20 protein-coding genes and 2 pseudogenes are annotated in these 21,503 nt (G+C 63.1%); 10 read left to right on the top strand and 12 right to left on the bottom strand.

Annotated elements, in window-relative coordinates; translation table 11 throughout:
• The first annotated feature begins 72 nt into the window (after window positions 1–72).
• Window positions 73–315, top strand: coding sequence for a DUF1127 domain-containing protein (locus ACZIRK_RS10040; protein ID WP_463327310.1), 243 nt, complete (start codon window positions 73–75; stop codon window positions 313–315).
• A gap of 350 nt (window positions 316–665) precedes the next feature.
• Here the strand turns inward: ACZIRK_RS10040 and ACZIRK_RS10035 are convergent, their stop codons facing one another.
• A complete protein-coding gene (locus tag ACZIRK_RS10035) occupies window positions 666–1,643 on the bottom strand; it encodes a helix-turn-helix transcriptional regulator (RefSeq protein ID WP_463327309.1) in 978 nt (325 codons plus the stop codon).
• A gap of 349 nt (window positions 1,644–1,992) precedes the next feature.
• On the opposite strand from ACZIRK_RS10035, the gene ACZIRK_RS10030 reads away from it, so the two are divergent.
• Both ACZIRK_RS10030 and ACZIRK_RS10025 read left to right on the top strand, forming a co-directional pair.
• Entirely contained in the window at window positions 1,993–2,802 is an 810-nt protein-coding gene (locus ACZIRK_RS10030) for an outer membrane protein (protein WP_463327308.1), read from the top strand.
• Window positions 2,803–2,983: 181 nt separating this feature from the next.
• On the top strand, window positions 2,984–4,162 hold the full coding sequence (locus ACZIRK_RS10025) for a GGDEF domain-containing protein (RefSeq protein ID WP_463327307.1): 1,179 nt from the start codon (window positions 2,984–2,986) through the stop codon (window positions 4,160–4,162).
• Between the two features lie 12 nt (window positions 4,163–4,174).
• Here ACZIRK_RS10025 and ACZIRK_RS10020 read toward each other — a convergent pair.
• A pseudogene (locus ACZIRK_RS10020) lies at window positions 4,175–4,943 on the bottom strand (MetQ/NlpA family ABC transporter substrate-binding protein).
• Between the two features lie 255 nt (window positions 4,944–5,198).
• Here ACZIRK_RS10020 and ACZIRK_RS10015 point away from each other — a divergent pair.
• On the top strand, window positions 5,199–6,602 hold the full coding sequence (locus ACZIRK_RS10015) for an LLM class flavin-dependent oxidoreductase (RefSeq protein WP_463327306.1): 1,404 nt from the start codon (window positions 5,199–5,201) through the stop codon (window positions 6,600–6,602).
• Between the two features lie 139 nt (window positions 6,603–6,741).
• On the opposite strand, the gene ACZIRK_RS10010 is transcribed toward ACZIRK_RS10015, so the two are convergent.
• Window positions 6,742–7,518 carry a MetQ/NlpA family ABC transporter substrate-binding protein gene (locus ACZIRK_RS10010; protein WP_463327305.1) on the bottom strand — a complete coding sequence of 259 codons (777 nt, stop codon included), beginning with the start codon at window positions 7,516–7,518 and terminating at the stop codon, window positions 6,742–6,744.
• A 432-nt stretch (window positions 7,519–7,950) separates the two neighbouring features.
• Between ACZIRK_RS10010 and ACZIRK_RS10005 the strand changes: the two genes are divergently transcribed.
• Window positions 7,951–8,883 carry an aliphatic sulfonate ABC transporter substrate-binding protein gene (locus ACZIRK_RS10005; protein ID WP_207230959.1) on the top strand — a complete coding sequence of 311 codons (933 nt, stop codon included), beginning with the start codon at window positions 7,951–7,953 and terminating at the stop codon, window positions 8,881–8,883.
• A gap of 16 nt (window positions 8,884–8,899) precedes the next feature.
• Here the strand turns inward: ACZIRK_RS10005 and ACZIRK_RS10000 are convergent, their stop codons facing one another.
• The 3 genes from ACZIRK_RS10000 to ACZIRK_RS09990 all read right to left on the bottom strand — a co-directional run bounded on the left by ACZIRK_RS10000 (window position 8,900) and on the right by ACZIRK_RS09990 (window position 11,942).
• A complete protein-coding gene (locus ACZIRK_RS10000; RefSeq protein ID WP_028162066.1) occupies window positions 8,900–9,565 on the bottom strand; it encodes a methionine ABC transporter permease in 666 nt (221 codons plus the stop codon).
• Window positions 9,555–10,676, bottom strand: a complete 1,122-nt coding sequence (locus tag ACZIRK_RS09995; RefSeq protein ID WP_463327304.1) for a methionine ABC transporter ATP-binding protein — start codon at window positions 10,674–10,676, stop codon at window positions 9,555–9,557. The genes ACZIRK_RS10000 and ACZIRK_RS09995 overlap by 11 nt, the downstream gene beginning before the upstream one ends.
• Window positions 10,677–10,847: 171 nt before the next feature.
• The gene (locus ACZIRK_RS09990) at window positions 10,848–11,942 is read right to left on the bottom strand and encodes an LLM class flavin-dependent oxidoreductase (RefSeq protein WP_463327303.1); all 1,095 of its coding nucleotides are present in this window, start codon (window positions 11,940–11,942) and stop codon (window positions 10,848–10,850) included.
• A 436-nt stretch (window positions 11,943–12,378) separates the two neighbouring features.
• Here ACZIRK_RS09990 and ACZIRK_RS09985 point away from each other — a divergent pair, with 436 nt between their 5' ends.
• From ACZIRK_RS09985 to ACZIRK_RS09965, 5 genes are all read left to right on the top strand, one after another.
• A complete protein-coding gene (locus ACZIRK_RS09985; RefSeq protein WP_463327331.1) occupies window positions 12,379–13,149 on the top strand; it encodes an ABC transporter permease subunit in 771 nt (256 codons plus the stop codon).
• Entirely contained in the window at window positions 13,146–13,865 is a 720-nt protein-coding gene (locus ACZIRK_RS09980) for an ABC transporter ATP-binding protein (protein WP_456641112.1), read from the top strand. The genes ACZIRK_RS09985 and ACZIRK_RS09980 overlap by 4 nt, the downstream gene beginning before the upstream one ends.
• 25 nt (window positions 13,866–13,890) lie before the next feature.
• Entirely contained in the window at window positions 13,891–14,895 is a 1,005-nt protein-coding gene (locus ACZIRK_RS09975) for an NrtA/SsuA/CpmA family ABC transporter substrate-binding protein (protein ID WP_463327302.1), read from the top strand.
• A 31-nt stretch (window positions 14,896–14,926) separates the two neighbouring features.
• Window positions 14,927–16,159, top strand: coding sequence for an acyl-CoA dehydrogenase family protein (locus tag ACZIRK_RS09970; RefSeq protein ID WP_463327301.1), 1,233 nt, complete (start codon window positions 14,927–14,929; stop codon window positions 16,157–16,159).
• 255 nt (window positions 16,160–16,414) lie between these two features.
• Entirely contained in the window at window positions 16,415–16,618 is a 204-nt protein-coding gene (locus ACZIRK_RS09965) for a hypothetical protein (RefSeq protein ID WP_130224220.1), read from the top strand.
• On the opposite strand, the gene ACZIRK_RS09960 is transcribed toward ACZIRK_RS09965, so the two are convergent.
• From ACZIRK_RS09960 to ACZIRK_RS09935, 6 genes and pseudogenes are all read right to left on the bottom strand, one after another.
• Entirely contained in the window at window positions 16,615–17,304 is a 690-nt protein-coding gene (locus tag ACZIRK_RS09960; RefSeq protein WP_463327300.1) for a DUF2848 domain-containing protein, read from the bottom strand. The genes ACZIRK_RS09965 and ACZIRK_RS09960 overlap by 4 nt on opposite strands.
• Before the next feature lie 41 nt (window positions 17,305–17,345).
• Entirely contained in the window at window positions 17,346–17,657 is a 312-nt protein-coding gene (locus ACZIRK_RS09955; protein WP_463327330.1) for a thiamine pyrophosphate-dependent enzyme, read from the bottom strand.
• A 79-nt stretch (window positions 17,658–17,736) separates the two neighbouring features.
• A pseudogene (locus tag ACZIRK_RS09950) lies at window positions 17,737–18,393 on the bottom strand (thiamine pyrophosphate-binding protein); the annotation flags it as partial.
• Window positions 18,394–18,535: 142 nt separating this feature from the next.
• Window positions 18,536–20,038, bottom strand: coding sequence for a tripartite tricarboxylate transporter permease (locus ACZIRK_RS09945; RefSeq protein ID WP_463327299.1), 1,503 nt, complete (start codon window positions 20,036–20,038; stop codon window positions 18,536–18,538).
• Complete coding sequence (locus tag ACZIRK_RS09940; RefSeq protein WP_130224214.1) at window positions 20,035–20,487, bottom strand: tripartite tricarboxylate transporter TctB family protein; 453 nt, start codon at window positions 20,485–20,487, stop codon at window positions 20,035–20,037. Before ACZIRK_RS09940 ends, ACZIRK_RS09945 begins: the two co-directional genes overlap by 4 nt.
• Window positions 20,488–20,524: 37 nt before the next feature.
• Window positions 20,525–21,490: a Bug family tripartite tricarboxylate transporter substrate binding protein gene (locus ACZIRK_RS09935; protein ID WP_051396497.1), complete on the bottom strand. Its 966-nt coding sequence runs from the start codon at window positions 21,488–21,490 to the stop codon at window positions 20,525–20,527.
• Between the last annotated feature and the right edge of the window lie 13 nt (window positions 21,491–21,503).

Raw genomic sequence — 21,503 nt, 5'->3', positions numbered from 1 at the left:
TCCCGCGTCGGAATGTTCCGGAAACATGGCCGCGCCAGAGTCTCGGCGACTGATATTTGCCGGGAGATATCGATGTCGCACATCGACCAACTGTTCTACACCCGCCCATATCCGAAACAGACCCGACAGGCGCCGAACGCTCCGCGATGGTATATCTCGATCAGCGCGATGGTGACGTTCCTGCTGTCGAAGATGAGGGAAGAACTGGCGATACGCCAGGCCATGGCAGAGCTGCGGGATCTCGACGACCGAATGCTGCGCGACGTCGGATTGTCCCGCTACGATATCGCATCCATCCGCAGGCACGAAACCTAGCCCGTTACACAGCGCGCAAGGACCTCGATCGCTGATGATCAACGGCGCGCACCGCGCGCCCGTTGAATTCGCGCGCCGACACGGTTTGCATTTCGATAGGACAGCATCATGAAGCACGAAACTGTGTTGCAGACATCGGCTGCGACCTCGGGCCTAGTCAGAAGGTTGGTTCGAGCCCAGGGTGATCCGGCGAAGCAACGTATACGCGCATGGCTTGGCAATATATGTGACGAGAAACTCTTGAACTTCGGGCTCTCGGCAGCCGATATCGCGCTGTTGCGCGCGCGTTGCCCTGAGAACTCTGATGCATCGGGTCGCAAATTGGAGGCCCGACGGACCGCGTGAGAGCTTCAGCGAGACGAATCGCGGCGGCACTCTGTCGGCGTGACTCCGAAACGGCGGCGGAACCGCTGGTTGAAGTAGGAGACCTCGCCGAAGCCGCATGCGAGCGCGATCTCGCTGATCTTGAGACGATCTCCCTGCTCGCTCGTAAGCATCTGCCGCGCCTGCTGCAGGCGACGCTCCAGCAGACGCTCCGTGAAGCTCTGGCCCGTCTCGTGCAAGAGATCCTGCACATATCTGGTCGAGAGACCGAGATGGCGGGCAACGTTCGCTGCCGAGAAACCGGCACTCATGAAGCTTCGATCGATCTCGGCAATGATGTCGTGAATGCGCGATGCCCGCAGGCCACGCGTCGTGGCGATCTGCGCGGCATCACCGCGCGCGCCGAGCACCAGCGCGATCAGGTCGAGAAGAGTGGTGCGAATATGCCCGTCGAGCTGCGGATCGTGGGGCGCACGCGACAGCTTCACGACGCTTTCGATATAGCGCCGCAGGTGAGCGACGGCCGGCCGCTGCGGATCGAGCGGCCGCGCCAACAGGTCGTCCGCCTGGCTGACCAGCGCAGTCAGTTGGTCCCGGCTGACCGTCAACGTCGTCCAGGCAAAGGGCATATCGGACGCCATGTCCGTCGGCACACCATTTGTCCCGAGAAATACGCCGCCGGAAGGGAGAGTCGCTTCGCGATTTGACTGATCCACCCGCAGCGTGCCGGTTCCGCGGTGGAAGACGAGGCAGAAATCGTCATCGGGGCCGCGAGAAATGGCGCTTCTCGATCGCTTCACCCTGCCGAAGGCGCCCCCGAATCGGGTGACGTGAATGTCCTGAAAGCCGGACCAGCGAAGGAACCCGGAAAACGGTCGGTCCTCGAACCTCGTGATGTCGACACAACAGGTGAGCGCCTCCACCTTCTCATACCAGAGAGAAAACCTTCGATCGTCTTCAAGCGCGGGATCGAGATTGTCGGAGTGGAAACTTGTTTGATGCATTGTTCTTGAAATTGCACTTACACAGCCATGTTACGGGCGCCGCTCCGTGCGAGCCATGAGTAACTCTGCCGCAGCGCGCCGCGAATCGCTGATGCCGCTTCGGGTTGTTGCACAACAGCCACATGGACGAACGGTTTAGCGGGAGCGCGCTCGGGCTAAAATCCGGTGCGGGCGAGAACAAGACCATCGGTGCAACCCCTGCCATGTTGCGACACGGCTGCTGCGAGGAACTGCGTCGAGCTCACCCCCTGCGAGGTCGCGACGCGCTCGCCCAGCCTTCACATGTCGCCGTTCCATGACGGCGATGCATTGGAAAACCCTTTCTCCAGGGAAATTTAGGGGCGTGGTAATGAAGACGTTTCTACTCGGCACTGTCTTTGGTCTTGGCCTGGCGGCGGGCCCGACTTTTGCCGCCGATCTGTCCTATCCGGTCAAGGCGCCGCCCATCGCGGCCGTCCCAGTGTTCTCCTGGACCGGCTTCTATATCGGCGCCAATGTCGGCTTTGGCGGCGACAAGTTCAACTATCCGTTCCAGGCATTCCAGCGGCAGCTTCAGGCGGAAGCACCTGCGCTCGAATCGAGCATCGCCGGCAATCTCAACCTGAACTCGAGCGGTTTCTTCGGCGGTGGCCAGATCGGCTACAATTATCAGTTCGCCAACAATGTGGTCGCCGGCATCGAAGCCGATTTCGAATGGTCGGGTATCGAGGGCAAGCTCGCGGGCGCCGCGCTCTTCACCGCTCCGGGCGTTGTCGGCAACGCAGGCTTCGACATCGGATCCGAGATCGAATGGTTCGGCACCGTTCGCGGTCGCCTCGGCTACACCTGGGACAGGGTCCTTCTCTACGCGACCGGCGGCGCGGCTTACGGCAAGGTCAAATCGCACGCCAGCTTCAACGCCAATGGACTTGTCGGTCCGCTGCCGGCCGTGATCTCGGCGAGCGACACGCAATGGGGCTGGACCGCGGGCGCCGGTCTCGAATACGCCGTCGCGCCGAACTGGTCCTTCAAGACCGAATATCTCTACGTCGACCTTGGCAGCCACACCGTGTTCAACAGCGCGGTCGATGACGTCGCCAACGGCTTCTTCTCGAGCGCCAGCATGGACGTCAGCACCAAGCTTCACACGGTCAAGGCCGGCGTCAATTACAGGTTCTGAGCGAATCCACGATCTTCAATGACCTGAGGGCTGCGGCATCGCCGCAGCCCTCGCCGTTTCCGGCTCTGCTCAACCGCCACCGAATCGATCGAATTGTAGTGAATTCGCTCTCGTTACTTTAAGGTCGGGCGGATAGCTGGTCGTGCTGGGGAAAGGTCCGGAGTTGTGGTCCTTGTTCGATATGTTCACCGTCGGGCTGTTGGCCGAGGCCGCATGCGCGATTGGCTGCTTGATCGTTGTGATCACATGGGTGCGGGATCGCTCCACTAAGTCCTATTCCTGGTGGATCCTCGGGTTCCTGCTGTCCTTTCTTGGCGTCATCCTTGCCGCACAGCGCCAGACGCTGCCCCAGCTCTCGGCGTTCGGCGTTCCCGGCTTTTTCGCCCTGTTTGGCGCGGGCGCGCTCTGGTGCGGTGTGCGTGTTTTCGACCAACGACCGCTACCTGTATTGGCCTTGCTGCCGCCGCTGATCTGGGCAGTGGGCCTGCCGTTCGCGTATCCGAGCTACGCGCTTCGCCAGATCGATTACAATCTCGCGATCGGCACGATGACCCTGCTGATCGGCCTCGATCTCTGGCGTTCATCGTCCCGGGAACTTTCGCCGCGGCTTTGCATCGCGCTGATCTGCCTGTTTGAGACGGTGGTCAGTTACAGCCAGGCCATTGCCATCTTCGTCATGCGCGACGAAATCGGCGCGGGCCCGCTCCGGGGGTGGCTCACCTTTGCGCCGTTCCAATCCGCCGTCGCGATGGTGGCGATCGTCGTCCTCGGCATTCTGATGATCGGCGAGCGTTCCGAGCGCCGGCTCCGCGATCTCGCGATGAACGATCAGTTGACTGGCGTCCTCAATCGACGCGGCTTCTTCGAGACCTGCGCAGCCCGGCTTGCCAAACTATCCGGCAAGTCGTGCGACATCGCGATTGCCCTCTTTGACATCGACTACTTCAAGGCCATCAACGACAAGCATGGCCATCCTGCCGGAGACGAGGTCATCGCCGAGTTCGCCAGGCGTGCCGCGCGGGCGATCCGCCAGGGCGACGTCTTCGGCAGGATCGGCGGGGAAGAGTTCGCGCTGCTGCTGCCGAACACCACGATCAACGATGCAAGGCTCGTCGTCGATCGAGTTCGCGCCACGTTCAGCGATGCGCCGATCCTTCATGACAACATTCAAATCATGGCCACCGCGAGCGCCGGGATATCGATCGCCGACGCTCGAGACATCGTCTTGGATCGGCTGATGTCGGCGGCCGATTCCGCCCTGTACGCGGCGAAGAAGGCGGGACGCAATCGGACCAGCATCCTGCACCCGGTGACGCCGACCGATCGCGACGCTGCGCCGATCGTCCGCAGCTCGTCCTGACTTGCCTGGAGCCTAGCCGTCGAACCCCGCCGGGATGAAGGCCGGCAGCTTCTCCTCGATGAACTGCTTCACCTGCGGCGAATTGAAGACCTGGATGAACGCCTTCAGGCGCGGATCGTCCTTCTTGTCGGCACGGGCGGTGAAGCGCAGCACCAGGCCGTCATCGATGGTTCGGTCGATGATCAGCGCCGATTTCGGATCGCCGCCGGCCGGGATCAGATAGGTGACGTTGACGAGCGCCAGCGTGACGTCGTCAAGCGAACGGTAGGTCTGCGCGGGATCGAGTTCGACGATCTTCAAATTCTTGGGATTTTCGATGATGTCGAACTTGCTCACCGAAAAACCCTTGCCCGGCGTCAGCTTGATCAGGCCGGCGCGTTCGAGCAGGATCAATCCGCGCGCCCCGTTCAAGGGCTCGTTCGGAATCGCCACACTTGATCTCGTCGAGGCTCTTGATCGTCTTCGAGAACAATCCGACCGGCGCGATCACGCCCACCTTGTCGACCTGAACGAGATTGAAGCCGCGCTGCTTGTTCTGCAGCGCCAGGTAAGTCCCGTGCTGGAACAGGTTCGCATCGACATCGCCGCTGTTGACCACTTCGTTCAGCGCCACCCAGTCGCTGAGCTCGACAATCCTGACGTCCTGCCCCTTCTCCTTGGCGAGCTTGGCCGCATAGCCAGCCAACTGCCCGACCGGGCCGGCACTGGTCGCGATCTTCAGCGGCTCGTCGGCAACCGCGGCTGTGGTGAGGGCAAGCAACAGGCCGGCGGCCTGCGCCATACGCATGAACGTCTTCATCTTGTCAGGTCCATCCCTTCTCGAAGGATCGTATGAGGCGGCCTCACGAGCGCCGTTGACGAATGATGCTTGCCGATCTCTTCGCTGTCGAGGCGTCGGAGAAAATAGCGATGCGCGTGCTGCGGCTTTAGCCTGACGCGGCGGTAATCTTTCATCCGCCACGGCAAATTGAAAACAACGTCGTCCGGCTGGCGTGATAGTTTCCGCGAAACACGAACCCGTTGCGGAGAACGGCTGATGACGAGACCGCGAGAACTTCGCTTCAACGCGTTCAACATGACCGCGCCGAGCCACAATTGGGCCGGCCTGTGGTCGCATCGGCGCGATGCGTCGATCGACTACAACACGCTTCATTATTGGACCGACTATGCCAGGACCGCGGAGCGCGGCCTGCTTGACGGCATCTTCCTTGCCGATGTCTTTGGCGTCTACGATGTCTATGGCGGCAATCCGGATACGGCGATCAGCCACGCCGTCCAGTTGCCCAACGCCGAGCCGACGCTACTGGTCTCCGCAATGGCGCTGGTCACCGAGCATATCGGCTTCGGCATCACGTCGAACCTGACGTTCGAGCATCCCTATCAATTCGCGCGCCGCTTCTCGACACTCGATCATCTCACCAAAGGACGGATCGGCTGGAACATCGTGACCGGCTATCTCGACAGTGGCGCGCGCGGGATGGGCCTGCCCACCGCCCGCGCCCATGACGAACGCTACGACGCGGCGGAGGATTTTCTCGCCGCCGTCTACAAGCTCTGGGAAGGCAGTTGGGAGGATGACGCGGTCCGCCGCGACCGCGAAACGCGCGTGTTTACCGATCCGGCGAAGGTCCATCGTGTCAGGCACGAAGGCTCGCATTATCGCGTCGACGGCATCCATCTCGCCGAACCGTCGCCGCAGCGCACGCCATTGTTGTATCAGGCGGGAACGTCACGGCGCGGCCGCGCCTTCGCCGCGAGGCATGCGGAAGCGATCTTCCTCAACGGCCAGACCAGGCCGATCCTCGCCCGCGCCGTCCGCGAGATCAGGGAGGCCGCCAAGGAGTTCGGGCGCGATCCCTATGACATCAGGCTGTTCGCCGGCGCCACCGTTATCGTCGCGCCGACTCGCGCCGAAGCCAACGATCTACTGGAAGACTACGCCCGCCATGTCGACCAAGCCGGGCAGCTCGCCCTGCTCTCGGGATGGACCGGCATCGACTTCTCGACCTACCGTCCCGAAGAGGCCGTGCAATATGTCGAGAGCAATGCGATCCAGTCGATGGTCGAGAATTTTACGCTGCGCAGCGAGTGGCCGGCGAAGATCGGCGACCTTGCCAGCTTGAGCCACCTCGGCGCACGCTCACCCTTCGTGGTGGGCTCGCCGCAGGACGTGGCCAACGAACTGATCGCCTGGGCGGAAGAGACCGACGTGGACGGATTCAACCTGTTCCGCCTTGTCGTGCCGGAATCACTGAATGCGTTCGTCGATCTGGTGGTGCCCGAACTGCAATCCCGCGGCGTCTACAAGACCGCCTATCGCGACGGCACCTTACGGGAGAAGCTGTTTCCGGGACGCGGACCGCGCCTGCATGCGACGCATCCGGGCGCGGGATTTCGCCGCCTGGCGACCGATGCCGTTCGATCCAACGCCGCCGAATAGTGTATTAGCCGTTCGGCAGCGCGAAGCGAACAAACGCCGCGTAGGGTGGGCAAAGGCGCTCTTTGCGCCGTGCCCACCATCAAGCACTCCGCTCGCAATGGTGGGCACGCTTCGCTTTGCCCACCCTACGTCAGGTCTATCACCACGTGGCGATATAGGTCCCCTTGAAGCGCTTATCGAGGAACTCCTTCACCTGTTGCGAGTGATAGGCGTCGACGAGTTGCTTGACCCAGGGCTTGTCCTTATCTTCCTCGCGTACAGCGATGATGTTGACCCACGGGCCATCTTTCGACTCATGCGCGATCGCGTCGGTCGCGGGATTGAGGCCGGCCTGCACCGCGTAATTGTTGTTGATCGAGACGAGGTCGACATCCTGCAGCGAGCGCGGGAGCTGTGCCGCGTCGAGCTCGACGAAGCGCAATTTCTTCGGATTTTCGGTGATGTCGGCAATCGTCGAGGCGACGTTGTTCGAGTCCTTCAGCTTAATCACGCCGTGGAGGGCAAGGATCATCAGTCCGCGCGCGCCGTTCGACGGATCGTTGGCGATCGCCACCCGTGCGCCCTCCGGCAGATCCGCCAGCTTCTTGTATTTCAGCGAGTAGACGCCCTGCGGCGAAGCGATGGTATTGGCGACCTTCACGATCTTCCAGCCGGTCTTGGAGATCTGGTTCTTCAGATAGGGCTCATGCTGGAACGAGTTCGCTTCCAGATCCTTCAGCGCCAGCGCCTGATTGGGAATGACGTAGTCGGTGAATTCGACGACCTTGATGTCGAGGCCGCGTTCGGCGGCCACTTTCTTCACCACCTCGATGATTTCGGCGTGGGGCCCGGCAGTGACGCCAACCCGGATGGTTTCGGCCCGTGCGGCGCCGGCAAACAAGGCGGCTGCCGCAACGATCGCGGTAAAGATTCGCATAAAGCTCTCCAAAGATCACACAAACGTAACTCGGCTGGCACTAGCGCCGATCATTGGTGGCTTCAACCGCCTGCGCGACAAAACGACGAAACGGCTGCGATCATTCAACGTGGGGAACAAAACATTTGCTCTACATGGTGCAGCGCGATGCTTCTGTTCTCCGTAGCCGATCGGTCCTCCGTACGAACGGATGATGCAGCACGGTGACAGCATGTCACGCGAAACGTAATTCTCTTAATTGCCGTCCGCGGAGAATTTTGCACCACATCGGACGACTTCTCCGGAATTGCCACCGGCACGCGATTGATCGCAAATGAGGTTCCGGAATTCATCCGCATTATTTTGGAAGCCACAGATATGTTGTTCTCGCCTCGCCCGCGTTCGCAAGTTCCAGCCGCCTCCCGGATCAAACCCATCACGCGCCGGCTCGCCATGAGCGCGCTTGGCCTGCTGGCGATGATCTCGCTGGCGCGGCCTGCGATCTCGGAGGAAATCCGGATCGGTTACCAGAAATCCTCGACGCTGACCGCGATCCTCAAGACCAATGGTGAATTGGAGAAGGCGCTCGCGCCGCTCGGCATCACTGTGTCCTGGCACGAATTCACCAGCGGATTGCCGCTGCTCGAGGCCATCAATGTCGGCAGCGTCGATTTCGGCGCCGATGTCGCAGACACCGTGCCGATCTTTGCGCAGGCCGCCGGCGCCAAGCTCGCCTATGTCGCCGAGGAAGCCGCATCGCCGTCGGCGCAGGCGATTTTGGTGCCGAAGGACTCGCCCGTGAAATCTGTGGCCGATCTCAAGGGCAAGAAGGTCGCGGTGACAAAAGGCGCCGGCAGCCATTTCCTGTTGCTTGCAGCGCTCGCCAAGTCCGGCCTCACCTTCAAGGACATCACGCCCGCCTACCTGACGCCGGCCGACGGCCGCGCCGCCTTCGTCAGCAACAATGTCGATGCCTGGGTGGCCTGGGATCCCTTCCTCACCAGCGCCAGCCGCCAGTCCGGCGCGCGGACCCTTTCCGACGGCAGCAACGGGCTCGCAAGCTATAAGCGTTACTATGTCGCCTCGGCTGCCTTTGCCGATCGCCGCGGCGACGCGCTCAACGTGATCTTCAACAAGCTTGCTGAGACCGGGAAGTGGGTGAAGGCCAACCCCAAGGATGCCGCGACCATTCTCGCCGGCCTCTGGGGCATCGACGCCGCGGCAGTGGAAGAAGCCAACAGCCACCGCTCCTATAACGTCGGCGCAGTCACCGTCCCCGGCCTGTCGGAGCAGCAGCGCATCGCCGATGCGTTCGTCGCCGAAGGCTTGATCCCGAAGAAGGTCAATACCACCGACGTCAAGATCTGGGCGCCGAAAGGATCCTGACGGCGCCCGCGAGGGCTCAACGATGGCGCAGCCGGCGGTTGACCCGGCGCGCCAGATAGTCGCCGGCGGTCTGCACTGTCTGCACCAGCGCGATCAGGACCACCACCACGGCCAGCATCATGCCCGGCATGAAGCGCTGATAGCCGTAGCGGATGCCGAGATCGCCCAGCCCGCCGCCGCCGACTGCGCCGACCATCGCCGAATAGCCGAGCAGGCTGACCACCGCGAGCGTCAGCGACAGCACGAGCCCTGGCAGCGCCTCGGGGATCAGGACCTTGAGCACGACCTGCAGCGGGGTGGCGCCGAACGACGACGCGGTTTCGATCAGGCCGGCATCGACCTCGCGGATCGCGCCCTCGACGAGGCGCGCGATGAAGGGCGTCGAGGCGATGGTGAGCGGAACGATCGCCGCTCCCGAGCCGATCGAGGTTCCTGCGACAAGGCGCGTGAACGGGATGATCGCGACGACCAGGATGATGAAGGGCGTGGAACGCGTCGCGTTGACGATGACGCCAAGGATCGCATTCGCAGCCGGCGCGGCAAACAATTCGCCCTTGCGGCTGGTCGCGAGGAACACGCCGATCGGCAGGCCGAACAACGTGCCGAGCGAGGCGGAGACCGCGACCATGAACAGGCTTTCGCCGGTCGCCTGGATGATGAGATTGATGAGTTCAGGCGACATAGCCGAGGCGCTCCGCGGAAAACCGATGTTGGGCAAGGAAGGACAGCACGCGCGCAACAACGGCCTCGTCGCCGGGCACGCCAAGCGTCAGTGACCCGACCTGCTGGCCGCCGATCTCGTCGATCCGGGCCGACAACAGCGCCGCGTCGATCGCAAGCTCGCGCGACAGCCGCGCCACCAGCCGATCGCCGCCATCGCCGCGGACGAGCACGCGGATCACGGCCTGGCCGCCCGGCGTCGGCTGATGCTGCAGCCGGCTCGAGAGGGAGACCGGAACCGCATCGCCGAGAACCTCGGAGAGAAAGCTCTGGGTGATCGCATGTTGCGGATGGGTGAAGATGTCGGCGACATGACCGCGCTCGACGATGTGCCCGGCATCGAGCACGATCACCTCCTTGGCAAGCTGCCGTACGACCGACATCTCGTGGGTGATCAGGATGATGGTCACGCCGAGCTCGCGGTTGATATTGGCGAGCAGGTCGAGAATCGAGCGCGTCGTCTGCGGATCGAGGGCCGAGGTTGCCTCGTCCGACAACAGCACGCTCGGCCGCGTCGCCAGTGCACGCGCGATGCCGATGCGCTGCTTCTGGCCGCCGGATAGCTCCGACGGATAGCGATTGCGCTTGTCGGCGATATCGACGAGGTCGAGCAGCTCGGTGACGCGCGCGGCGATTTCGGCTTTCGACCAGCCGGCGATTTCAAGCGGCAAGGCGATATTGTCCGCCGCCGTCCGCGACGACAGCAGGTTGAAGTGCTGGAAGATCATGCCGATCGAGCGTTGCGCCAGCCGCAGCTCGCGACCGGAAAGCGCCGAGATGTCGCTGCCATCGACGATGACGCGGCCAGTCGTCGGTTTCTCCAGCCCGTTGATCAGCCGGACCAGGCTCGACTTGCCGGCGCCGGAGCGGCCGATCACGCCGGTGATGGCGCCGCGGGGAATTGCGAAGTCGATGTCCTGCAGCGCCGTGACGCTCGGCTTACCGCGATAGGCGGGGTAGGTTTTCGAGACGGCCTCGAACCGCACCATCGCCTCCTTGGAGACGACATCGGGGGCGACGGGCGGAAATGCCTCCGGCGGTCGTGAGGCCGCGAGAGATTGATGCACATTCATTGCTGAAATCCGGTCTTTCGGCTGCGCGCTGCACTGCAAAATTACGCGAGCAGGGGCCGCTGGCAATTCCAGAAATCGGCGGAGACGTAGGCCAAGCTTTCGTCGCTCGCCTCGGCAAGAGAAATTCCTTCCGCCAGACTGTGTGCCGGTTTTTTGGGCACCGACCGATCGCTAGCGTGAACCTGCCAACAATGCAGTTCCGTCGGCCGCCGCCGCGGACTGCGCCTGCCGCACGCGCGGGATGACCTCCCTGGCAAAACGCTCCATCTCCGCCTCGAACGGCTGGAACTGCAGCATGAACAGCTCGATGCCTGCTGTGTGGAATGCAAGGATGCGCGACGCCACCTCGTCATAGCTGCCGACAAGGCCGGCCGCCGTGCCGCCATTGCTGCCGACCCGCGCGGACTTCTGCATCGTCTGCATCATCACGACCTTCGGATCGGTGTTCTGCTTCTGGATCGCCCGCATCGGCGCATCCTTGGCGGCGAGGTCCAGGAGCCGCCGGTACGCCGCCTGCGCCTCGTCGTTGGTCTGCCGCGCGACCACGAACGCCGAAAGGCCGAAGCGCAAGGGCGCCGAGAGCCGCGGGCGCGCCGCGACATCGGCAATCAGCGCCGCGACATCCGCCAGCGGCTGGCCGTTGATGAACCAGACGTCGCCGTGATCGGCGACCAGCGCCCGCGCCGGCTCGGATTCGCCGCCGACATAGATCAGCGGCCGTTGCCGGTAGAGGTCGGCGGGCCGGAGCGCATAGTCGCGCACGTCGAAATGCTCGCCCTTGTAGGTCAGGCGTTCGCCCTGCATCAGGCGCGACACCACACTGATCCATTCGCGGCCATAGGCATAGCGCGCGTCATGCTCGGCAAAGCCGATGCCCGCCTTTTCGAGCTCGGGCTTATTCCAGGCATTGACGAGATTGATCGCGAAGCGGCCGCGGCTGATGTTCTCGATGCCGAGCGCCATCTTCGCCAGCACCACCGGATGATAGAGATACGGCTTGATCGCGGCGATGATCTCGATCCGGCTCGTCAGTGCCGCAAGCGCCGCCGCCGCGCTCCACGCCTCCAGCTGATCGAGATCCTCTTGATGCGGATTGATGGTGTGCTGCGCGACCAGCGTGGAGTCATAGCCGAGCCGCTCCGCTGCCAGCACCAGATCGCGGTTGCGTTCCCACGACGCATCATAGGGTTCTTCCGGATCCTGATGCGCGGCACGCGGTCCATGAACCAATGCCCAGATGCCGAAACGAAGCGGTCGTGCCGTCATTTGTGATTTCTCTCGAATTGCGCGCATCATGCCGTGGCGGAAGCGCGGCTGTTTTCGCCAAAGCGCGAAGCGAGATCAAGCGCAGCCGCGGTGAAAGATATTCTTTGCCGTCTTGCGCGCGCAAAGAAACCAGAAAACTCTCCGGCACCAGACAATTGGAAAACCGCTCTATTTCTGTCCGGCTAAATTCGTGGGACATTTTGCGACGTATGGAAGGGCGTGCACTCACGCGGCGGAGCGCTGCAGTTGGGTGGGTGCTCCGATGTGCCTCGCGCGTGGCATCCTGATGTCGCTTCATCGGCGCGCGCATCATGCAACACGATGAAGCGAGGACGACGTTGTCTTGAGCAACCTGGAACAAACCGTTTCCCCGGCCGAATTTGATGGGACCGAGAGCAAGGACGGCGCGGCTGCATCCCCGCGGAAACCATTCGAGCTGAGCCGCCGCGGACTGCAACTGCTCTCCTGGCTCGCGCCAGTGACGCTGCTCGTCGTTTGGGAAGTGCTGGCGCAGGCCGGATGGCTGTCACCTCAGGTGTTGCCGGCGCCGAGCAAGGTCGTCAGGACGGCGTTCAAGCTTGTGACCACCGGAAGCCTGCTCAACGATCTCGGCATCAGCCTGCTGCGCGCTGTGGCCGGCTTTGCGATCGGCGGCGCCATCGGCTTTGCGCTTGGCACGCTGGTCGGCTTCTCGCGCATCGCGGAGGCCGCAATCGACCGCAGCGTGCAGATGATCCGCGCGATCCCGTTCCTGGCGGCGCTGCCGCTCGTGATCGTCTGGCTCGGCGTTGGAGAGGCCGAGAAGATCTTCCTGGTCGCGCTTGGCGTCACCTTCCCGATCTACATCAACACGACATTGGGAATCCGCCAAGTCGATCCGAAGCTGATCGAGCTCGGACGCATCCAGGGACTTGGCACGCTTGAATTGATCCGGCGGATCATCCTGCCGGGCGCCCTGCCCTCGATCCTGACCGGCATGCGCTATGCGCTCGCGACCGCATGGCTTGCCTTGGTGGTGGCCGAGACCATCGGCGCGCAGTCCGGCATCGGCTTCCTCGCGATGGATGCCCGCGAATTCCTGCGCACGGACGTGATCGTACTGACGATCGTGATCTATGCGCTGATCGGCGTCGCGGCGGACGCGATCGCGCGCTTGCTCGAGCGGCGCTTGCTCGCCTGGCACCCGAACTATGGAGGCGCGCGATGACCCTTCATGTCGTGCCCTCCTCCGTTGCCTCGCCCGCGGTGGTGGTGACCAACCTGCGCCGTGCCTATGGCAAGCGCGTGGTGATCGAAAACCTCAATCTGCGCATCGAGCGCGGCGAGTTCGTGGCGCTGCTCGGCGAAAGCGGTTGCGGCAAGACCACGCTGCTGCGCGCGCTGGCAGGGCTCGACCCAATCGACGGCGGCCGCATCGTGGCGCCGCGACGTCCGGCGGTCGTGTTCCAGGAGCACCGCCTGCTGCCGTGGGACAGTCTTTGGCGCAACGTGTCGCTCGGACTGCAGGTGAAGGATCCGCGCGAACGCGCCGCAGCAGCGCTGGCCGAGGTCGGCCTCGGCGACCGGCTCGATGACTGGCCGCGCAACCTTTCCGGCGGGCAGGCCCAGCGCGTCGCGCTGGCGCGCGCCCTGGTGCAGCAGCCGGAGCTATTGCTGCTCGATGAACCCTTTGCCGCGCTCGACGCGCTGACCCGTATCCGCATGCACGATCTCGTCCGCGAACTGGTGGCAAACCATCGGCCGGGCGTCCTGCTCGTGACACACGACGTCGACGAAGCGATTGCCCTCGCCGACCGCATCCTGGTGATGCGCGAAGGCCGCATCGCGTTCGAACATCGAACCAATGGCAATGGCGCGAGCCGGATCGCCCGTGCCGAGTTGCTTGCGGAACTCGGCGTCGCTGCGACTCACCATACCGCTTGAGCTATTTTAAAGGGATCGTTCATCCATGGTTGACCTCTCGTTCGCAAAACCGTCCCGCCGCCGCTTCCTCGGCTCTGCCGCCGCGGGCCTGGGCGTGCTCGGCGGCTTCGGCTTGCCCAGGACCGCGCGATCGGCGACCGGCCGCACCACCGATACGGTCCGCCTCACCTGGGGCCTTAGCGGCCTCAACCTGATCGCAAAGGAACGCGGCGAATTCGACAAGCTGCTGGCCAAGGACGGCATCAAGGTCGAATGGCTCGGGCCGTTCCCGAACCATGCTCCGACGTTGCAGGCGGTGACCGGCGGCAGTGCCGACTTCAGCTTCGGCGGCAGCACCACGCCGGCGCTGGCCGCGATCATCGCCGGCTCGCCGCTGGTGTTCACGCAATTCGTCGTCTACGAGCCGCGCACCACTGCGATCATCGCCAAGGATGATTCCGGGATCAACAAGATCGAGGATGTCGTCGGCAAGTCGGTCGCGGTGAACCGTTCGGGCCTCGGCGAATTCCTGCTGGTCGCAGCACTGGAGAAGCACAAGGTCGACCGCTCCGCGGTGAAATTCGTCTACCTCAATCCGCCCGATGCAGCGCCGGCACTCGCCTCCGGCAAAGTCTATGCTTGGTCGATGTGGAGCCCCGGCGTTGACATCGCCCGGCTCGAATACAAGGCGCACGACATCTTCCTCGAGGGGCGCGACCTGGATTTCCAGATCGACTACACCTCCTATCTGACCACGCGCAAATTCGCGACCGACAATCCGGCGCTGGTCCGCGCCGTGAACGACGCCTTCCGCGCCGAGGGAAAATGGATTTCCGAGAACAGCAAGGACGCCGAGTACATCGCGCAGAAGGCCGGCAAGTACAGCGACCAGGTGCGCGACCAATTCATCGCGCTGAAGCGGCAATATCGCTACTTCCCGGTCAATGATGAAAGATTCCTCGCCGACTTGCAGAAGGCCGCCGACTGGCTGGTGGCGCGCAAGGTCTTGCCTGAGCCGGTCAAGATCACCGACCACCTCGCGCAACTCTGAACGATCATTCCAACTCCATCCAGGTCAAACGATGAACAAGCCTGTATCTGCACTTTCCTTGGGATCGTCGCACCGTCTCGATCCCCGCTCACCGGATATTGAAGCGCTCCTGAAACATATTGCCGAAGGCGCCAGCGAGCGCGAGCGCGACCGTGTCCTTCCGTTCCAGGAGATCGACCTGATCCGCAAGGCGCGGCTCGGCGCGCTGCGGCTGCCAACGGCGGCCGGCGGCGCCGGCAGCACGATCCGCGAATTGTTCGAGGTCGTGATCCGCCTTGGCGAGGCCGACGCCAACGTCGCGCATATTCTGCGCAACCACTTCAGCGTGGTCGAGCGTCTGGTGCGCACGCCCAAGGACGAGCAGAGCCGGGAATGGCAGAAGGCGGTCGCGGGAGGCGCCATCATCGGACTTGCGACCACCGAATTGGAAAGCCCGAAGGTCGGCGACATCACGCCCAGCACCACGTTGACGCCGGATGAGAACGGCGAATTCCTGCTGAACGGCACGAAATATTACAGCACCGGCACGCTGTATTCGGACTACGTTCTGGTGCGCGCCGCCGATCCGTCCGGAGCGACTGGCGCCACGATCATCCCGGTGAAGCGAGAAGGCGTCGAGTTGATCGACGATTGGGACGGGCTCGGTCAGCGGCTGACGGCAACCGGTACGACCCATTTCCGCAACGTGAAGGTCAAACGGCAGGAGGTCGTGTTCGATGCGCCTGACATCGGCTACGGCGTGCCCTATTCGAACACGTTCGCGCAACTGTTCCTGACTGCGATCGTCGCCGGCATCGCGCGGTCCAGCCTGCGCGAGGCCGCTGCCCTCGTCCGCTCCCGCAAGCGGACCTTCTACTACGCGCCAAGCCAGATCCCGACCGACGATCCGCTGCTGCAGCAGACCGTCGGCCAGATCGCAAGCGGCGCGTTCGCCGCGGAGACCGTCGTGCTCGCGGCGGCCGACGCGCTTGACGTCGCAACCGATGCATTCGACGCGGGCGCCGCCAACGCGGTCGAGGCCGCGCACAACGCCGCGCTGCTGTCGGCAAAGGCCAAGATCGTGGCGGACGAATTCGCGATCCGCGCCGGCAGCCTGTTGTTCGACGTCGGCGGCGCCTCCGCCACCAAGAAGGTCACGAACTTCGACCGCCACTGGCGCAATGCGCGGACCCTGTCCTCACACAACCCAACGACCTTCAAGGCGCGCTCGATCGGACAATACGAGATCAGCGGCACACCGCTGCCGGCGAAGGGCTTCTTCTAGACCATTTCGGTTCTGATGAAATCAGAACCGAAGCTCTAGATTCTTGTTTTGACGCGTTTTCTTCACGCGAACCGGTGTCCACTTCGCTCGAAAACGCTCTAGAACATGCGCCGAAAAACCCGCCCCGGTTGCCGTGCTGACGCTGCCGGAACTCGCTCCGACTTTGACGTGGAGGTGTGATCTCGATCACAAATAAATCGGGCCAACCGCGCTAACGTCCGCCCCGCTTGCTGAATGTCTGCGGGGACAAAATCGATGGACGACGAGTTTTGCAGAGAAAGAGCGCGCGCGGTTCGGGCTATTGCGGAGCAAGCAGATCCATTCATCAAGCGGCGCCTGCTGCAGCTGGCTCACCACTATGAGCGACGCATTCGCCTGTCTGAAGGCAACAAGGATGACAGGGACCCGGATCGGAAGGTGCCGACCGAGTCCCAGATGAAGTCCGCCCGCGGCACCTAGCCCAGCACCGGCAGCGTGATGATCTCGTAGCCGTGGCTGATGCTGCGTTTCAAGACGGGATCTTCAATGACATAATCGAAGCGGCTGGCCGGGCGGATGCCACCCTTGGCAGCGAAAGTGCCGCAGAACATGGCGCAGCCATCAGGCAGTCGGGCAGTGCCAAATCCGCGCTCGATCAGATCGGGCACCGGCAGCATTCCGCTCAGCGCGCCTTCCTGATAAAGCACGCGTTCGCCGTCGATCGTCGCCCAGGATCGCAGCATGATCTGGTCCCAATGGCCTTCGATTTCAGCGAGATCCCACAGCATTGGCGCCACGGGCTTGTCGCAGATCTGCTTTGATACCGTGATGTTGTAGGTCTCGACCTTGCGGTCGGTATGATCGGAGCCGACGCCGACGAACGTACGCCCTTCGAATCCAAACAGCACGAACTCGACCTCCCCGCTCGATTCGGTGCCGGTGCATTCAATGCTGCCGGCGGTCGTCAGCCTGCGCGCGGCACATCGGTAATAGATCGGGGTCGAAGCCGGAGGCGCGATGCCGATCGCCGCGAGCTCGGCAATGTGCTTGTCGCGCGCGACCGGATCGCGCCCGGTCCAGCCGGCGATCACCGCCTGCGTGATCGACAGTTTGAGCGGCGTGGTGGCGTTCTTGGCAACCAAAGTGAATTCGATATCGTTCTTCATGTCTGTTCCATGTGGCGTGCTCGATTTTCTTAAGCCGAGCTTTACAGGCTACGATCCGGGGTGAGTTGATTGCGATTGACGCGCAGTTCGATGACGATCGGCAGATCTGCCCTTGCCGCCCGGGCAAAGGCGTCGGGGAATTGATCGTGGTGATCGACGATCTCGCCGTGCGCCCCATACGACTTCGCCAGGGCCCCGAAATCTGGATTCAGCAGGTCCGTGCCGCTCGGCCTGGCCGGAAAATGGTTTTCCTGATGCATCCGGATCGAGCCGTACATGCCGTTGTTGACGATGATGACAATGATCGGAAGCCCGTGTTGGACCGCAGTCGCGAACTCCTGCGACGCCATCATGAAACAGCCGTCGCCGGCGAGACAACGCCTTGCTGCAGCCGAGACTGAGATCGCCGACATAGTGCGGGCTTCGATTGTCGAGCACATCCTGCGACCGGAAGCCTGCAACGACCGGCAGATCGTTGCGCACAACGAACGCGTCGAATTGCTTAGCCGCCTCCGGCGTCCAGCCGAGATTGCCGACGATGACGAGCGGCTTCCGGGCACGACCGAGCAGTTCGCCGACCTGCGCTATTTGCTGATCTGACGGCGCGGTCTGGGCAATCTGCGCAGGGAGCGCATCGGCGACATCGCTCGTGCTACTCAGGACGTCTTCGGGAAGCGACAGCACCACCGGGCCGGGGCGTCCCTGCATCGCGATGTGGACGGCACGATTGACGAACTCGGGAATCTGGTCCGGTGACTGGACCTCGCCGACCCACTTCGTCATGTCGTCGAACGTTCTGACGTAGTTGATCTCCTGGAACGCCTCGCGACCGCGGTGGCTGCGCGGCACCTGTCCGATGATCAGGATCATCGGCGTCGAATCCTGCCAGGCGGTGTGCAACCCGATCGCGGCGTGCATCGCGCCGGGGCCACGGCTGACGACGCAAACGCCGGGATGTCCGGAAATCTTGCCGTCCGCTTCCGCCATGTGCGAAGCCGTGGCCTCATGACGGCAGGTGACGAAGTGGATGCCTGCATCCAGCAGCGAATCGAAAATCGGCAGCGCGCTCTCGCCGGGCACGCCGAACATTCGGTCGATGCCATTGACGCGCAATGCGGAGACCAATAGCTGGCCGCCGCTGCGCAAAGCCGTTACCGGACCGGCCGGTTGCTCCGGATCATGCTTGTTCACGCGCTCGTTCCTGATTGCGTTACGGCGCCTTGCTGGCCGCTCACTCCTGGAAGACTTCGACGCGGCGCTGCCGCACCGTCGGCATCATGATCGAGATCAGCAAGGCTGCCGAGATCAGGAGCAGCGCGAGACTTATCGGCCGCTGCAGGAAGACCATGGGATCGCCATGCGAGGTGATCAGGCTGCGCCGAAAGTTCTCCTCGACCATGGGTCCGAGCACAAAGCCCATCAACAATGGCGCCGGCTCGGCGTCGAGCTTGCGCAGGACGTAACCCAGCAGGGAAAAGCCGACCGTCATGTAAACGTCAAAGCTCGAATTGTTCACCGAGTAAACGCCGATGGCGCAGACGACGACGATGACCAGATAAAGCAGCCGGTAGGGAACCGCGAGCAAACGAACCCAGATCCCGATCATCGGCAGATTGATAATCACCAGCATTGCGTTGCCGAGGAACATGCTGGCGATCAGGCCCCAGAACAGGTCTGGCTGCCGGGAGATGATCATCGGTCCGGGCGCGATGCCGTGCAGCGTCAACGCACCAACCATCAACGCCATGGTGGCGCTGGTCGGGATGCCCATCGTCAGCAGCGGCACGAACGAAGTCTGCGCCGCAGCGTTGTTGGCACTTTCCGGCCCCGCCACGCCTTCAATGGCGCCATTGCCGAACCGTGACCGATCCTTGGCGACGCGCTTCTCGAGGGCGTAGGCGGAGAACGACGCGATGGTCGCGCCACCGCCCGGCAGGATGCCGAACAGCGTGCCGAGCGCGGTGCCGCGCAGAACCGCGCCCCATGCCCCTCGCAATGCGCTGAACGACGGCCAGATGGTACCGATCCGCATCTTGTTGACGATGCGGACCGACGCCCCTTCGAGATTGGAGATCACCTCGGCGACGCCGAACAGCCCCATGACGAGCGCGACGAAATTGATGCCGTCGGACAGTTCAACTAGGCCGAAGGTCATGCGGGCTTCGCCGGTGTTGAGGTCCATGCCGACCATGCCGAGCAGCAGGCCGAGAAAGATCATCGCGATGGCGCGAAACGCGGAGCCGTTGGCGAGCACCACGGCCGAAACGAGCCCGAGCACCATCAGCGAGAAATAGTCCGGCGAGGCGAACTGCTGCGTCATCAAGGCGAGCGGCGGTCCAAGCAGCGCGATGACGACGGTGCCGATGCATCCCGCGATGAAGGAGCCGATGGCCGCAATCGCGAGCGCCTCGCTCGCCCTGCCCTGCTGGGCCATCTTGTAGCCGTCGATGGCGGTGACCACGGAGGTGGATTCGCCGGGAATGTTGACCAGGATCGCCGTCGTCGACCCCCCATACTGCGCGCCGTAGTAGATGCCGGCCAGCATGATGATCGCGGAGACCGGACTGAGCGCATAGGTCGCCGGCAGCAACAGCGAGATCGTGGCGACCGGACCAAGGCCCGGCAACACACCGATCAACGTGCCGCAGATGGCACCGACCAGGCAGAAGAAGAGATTTATCGGCGTCGCGGCGACGGCGAAGCCATGACCAAGCTGGGCGAAGATATCGGTCATGGCAAGAGGTCCACCGGAATCTTGAGAAGCCACACAAAGATCACGGCCGAGGCCGCCGCGAGCAGCACGCCGCTCACGAGGCTCTGCCGCCAACGCGTCTCGACGGAGGCAAAATGCGCAATGGCCACCTGCGCGAGGATCGCGATGATCAACCCGGCACGCTCGACCAGCACGCCGAAAGCCGTGAACGACAGCAGGATGCAGATCAACGGCCGCAGATGGAACGATCCAATCGGACTGCCTTCGGCGAGCAGCCCCTTGACGGCGAGGCAAAGCCCCATGCCGAGCAGAACGAGCGCAAGCCCGAGCGGGAAGTAGCCCGGCCCCATCTCCAGGACGGAGCCAACTGAAAGCGTTCGAATATAAAGCAGTGCCACGATCGCAACCGCGATCAGCAGCAAGCCGGAATAGAAGTCGGTATTGTTGCCGCGTCCGGCAGATGACCTCATGCTGATATTGCCTCCCGCTGACCTATCCCGAGGCCAGTCAGTTCTTCTTCTCGGCGATTTCCTTGAGGAGCTCCCGCCACTGTTCGACTTCAGCTGCGATCTGCGCCTTGTATTCGTCAGGCGTGGTGAACACGGTCGAGGCGCCGACCACCGCCATGCTCTTCTTGACCTCGGGGTCCGCCGCCATCTTCTTTAGCACGTCCGACAGTTTGGCGATGATCGGGTCCGGCGTGCTGGCCGGCGCCATCAGGCCGTTCCATGACTCGACGCTGTAGCCCGGCGTCACCGTTTCAGATACCGTCGGCAATTGCGGCGCGAACTCGTTGCGCTTGGCCGAGGTCACCGCCAGCGCGCGCACCTTGTTGGCTTCCATCTGCGGCAACGCATCGGTCATGTTGGTGAATGACAAATTGACCTCGCCCGACACTACAGCAGCCGTGGCGGGCGAACCGCCCTTGAACGGAACGTGGGTCATCTTGGTGCCGTTCCGCGCATCGAACAATTGCACCGAGTAATGCATCAGGCCGCCGGCCCCGCTGGATCCATAGCTCAGCTTGCCGGGGTTGGCTTTCGCGTAGGCAACGAGATCCTGCATCGTGTTGATCGGGAGCGACGGGTTGACGATCACGGTCTGCGGAATCGTGCTGACGACACTGACCGGCTTGAAACTCTTCACCGGATCGTACGATGTCGTTTGCGCGACCGGAGCGACCGAAATGGCGCCGACGCTGCAGATGCAGAGCGTGTAACCGTCGCCCGGCGACTTCGCCACGAGGTCGGAGCCGACAATGCCGCCGCCGCCGGCGCGATTGTCGACGATCACCGTCTGTCCCAATTCCTTCTCGAGATATCGCGCGGTGATGCGCGCGACTGAATCGGTGTAGCCGCCGGGCGCATAAGGCACGACCAGCTTGATGGTTTTGCTCGGCCACTCCTGCGCCGATGCCGCCGTGGCGCTCAATGCCATGCCTGCCGACAGAATGGCCGCCGCAATTCGCATCATCTTTCGTTTCCCC

The sequence above is a fragment of the Bradyrhizobium sp. Leo114 genome (assembly GCF_055229415.2).
Note: the sequence above shows the minus strand (reverse complement) of the source record. Positions and strands in the feature narration are given on the sequence as shown.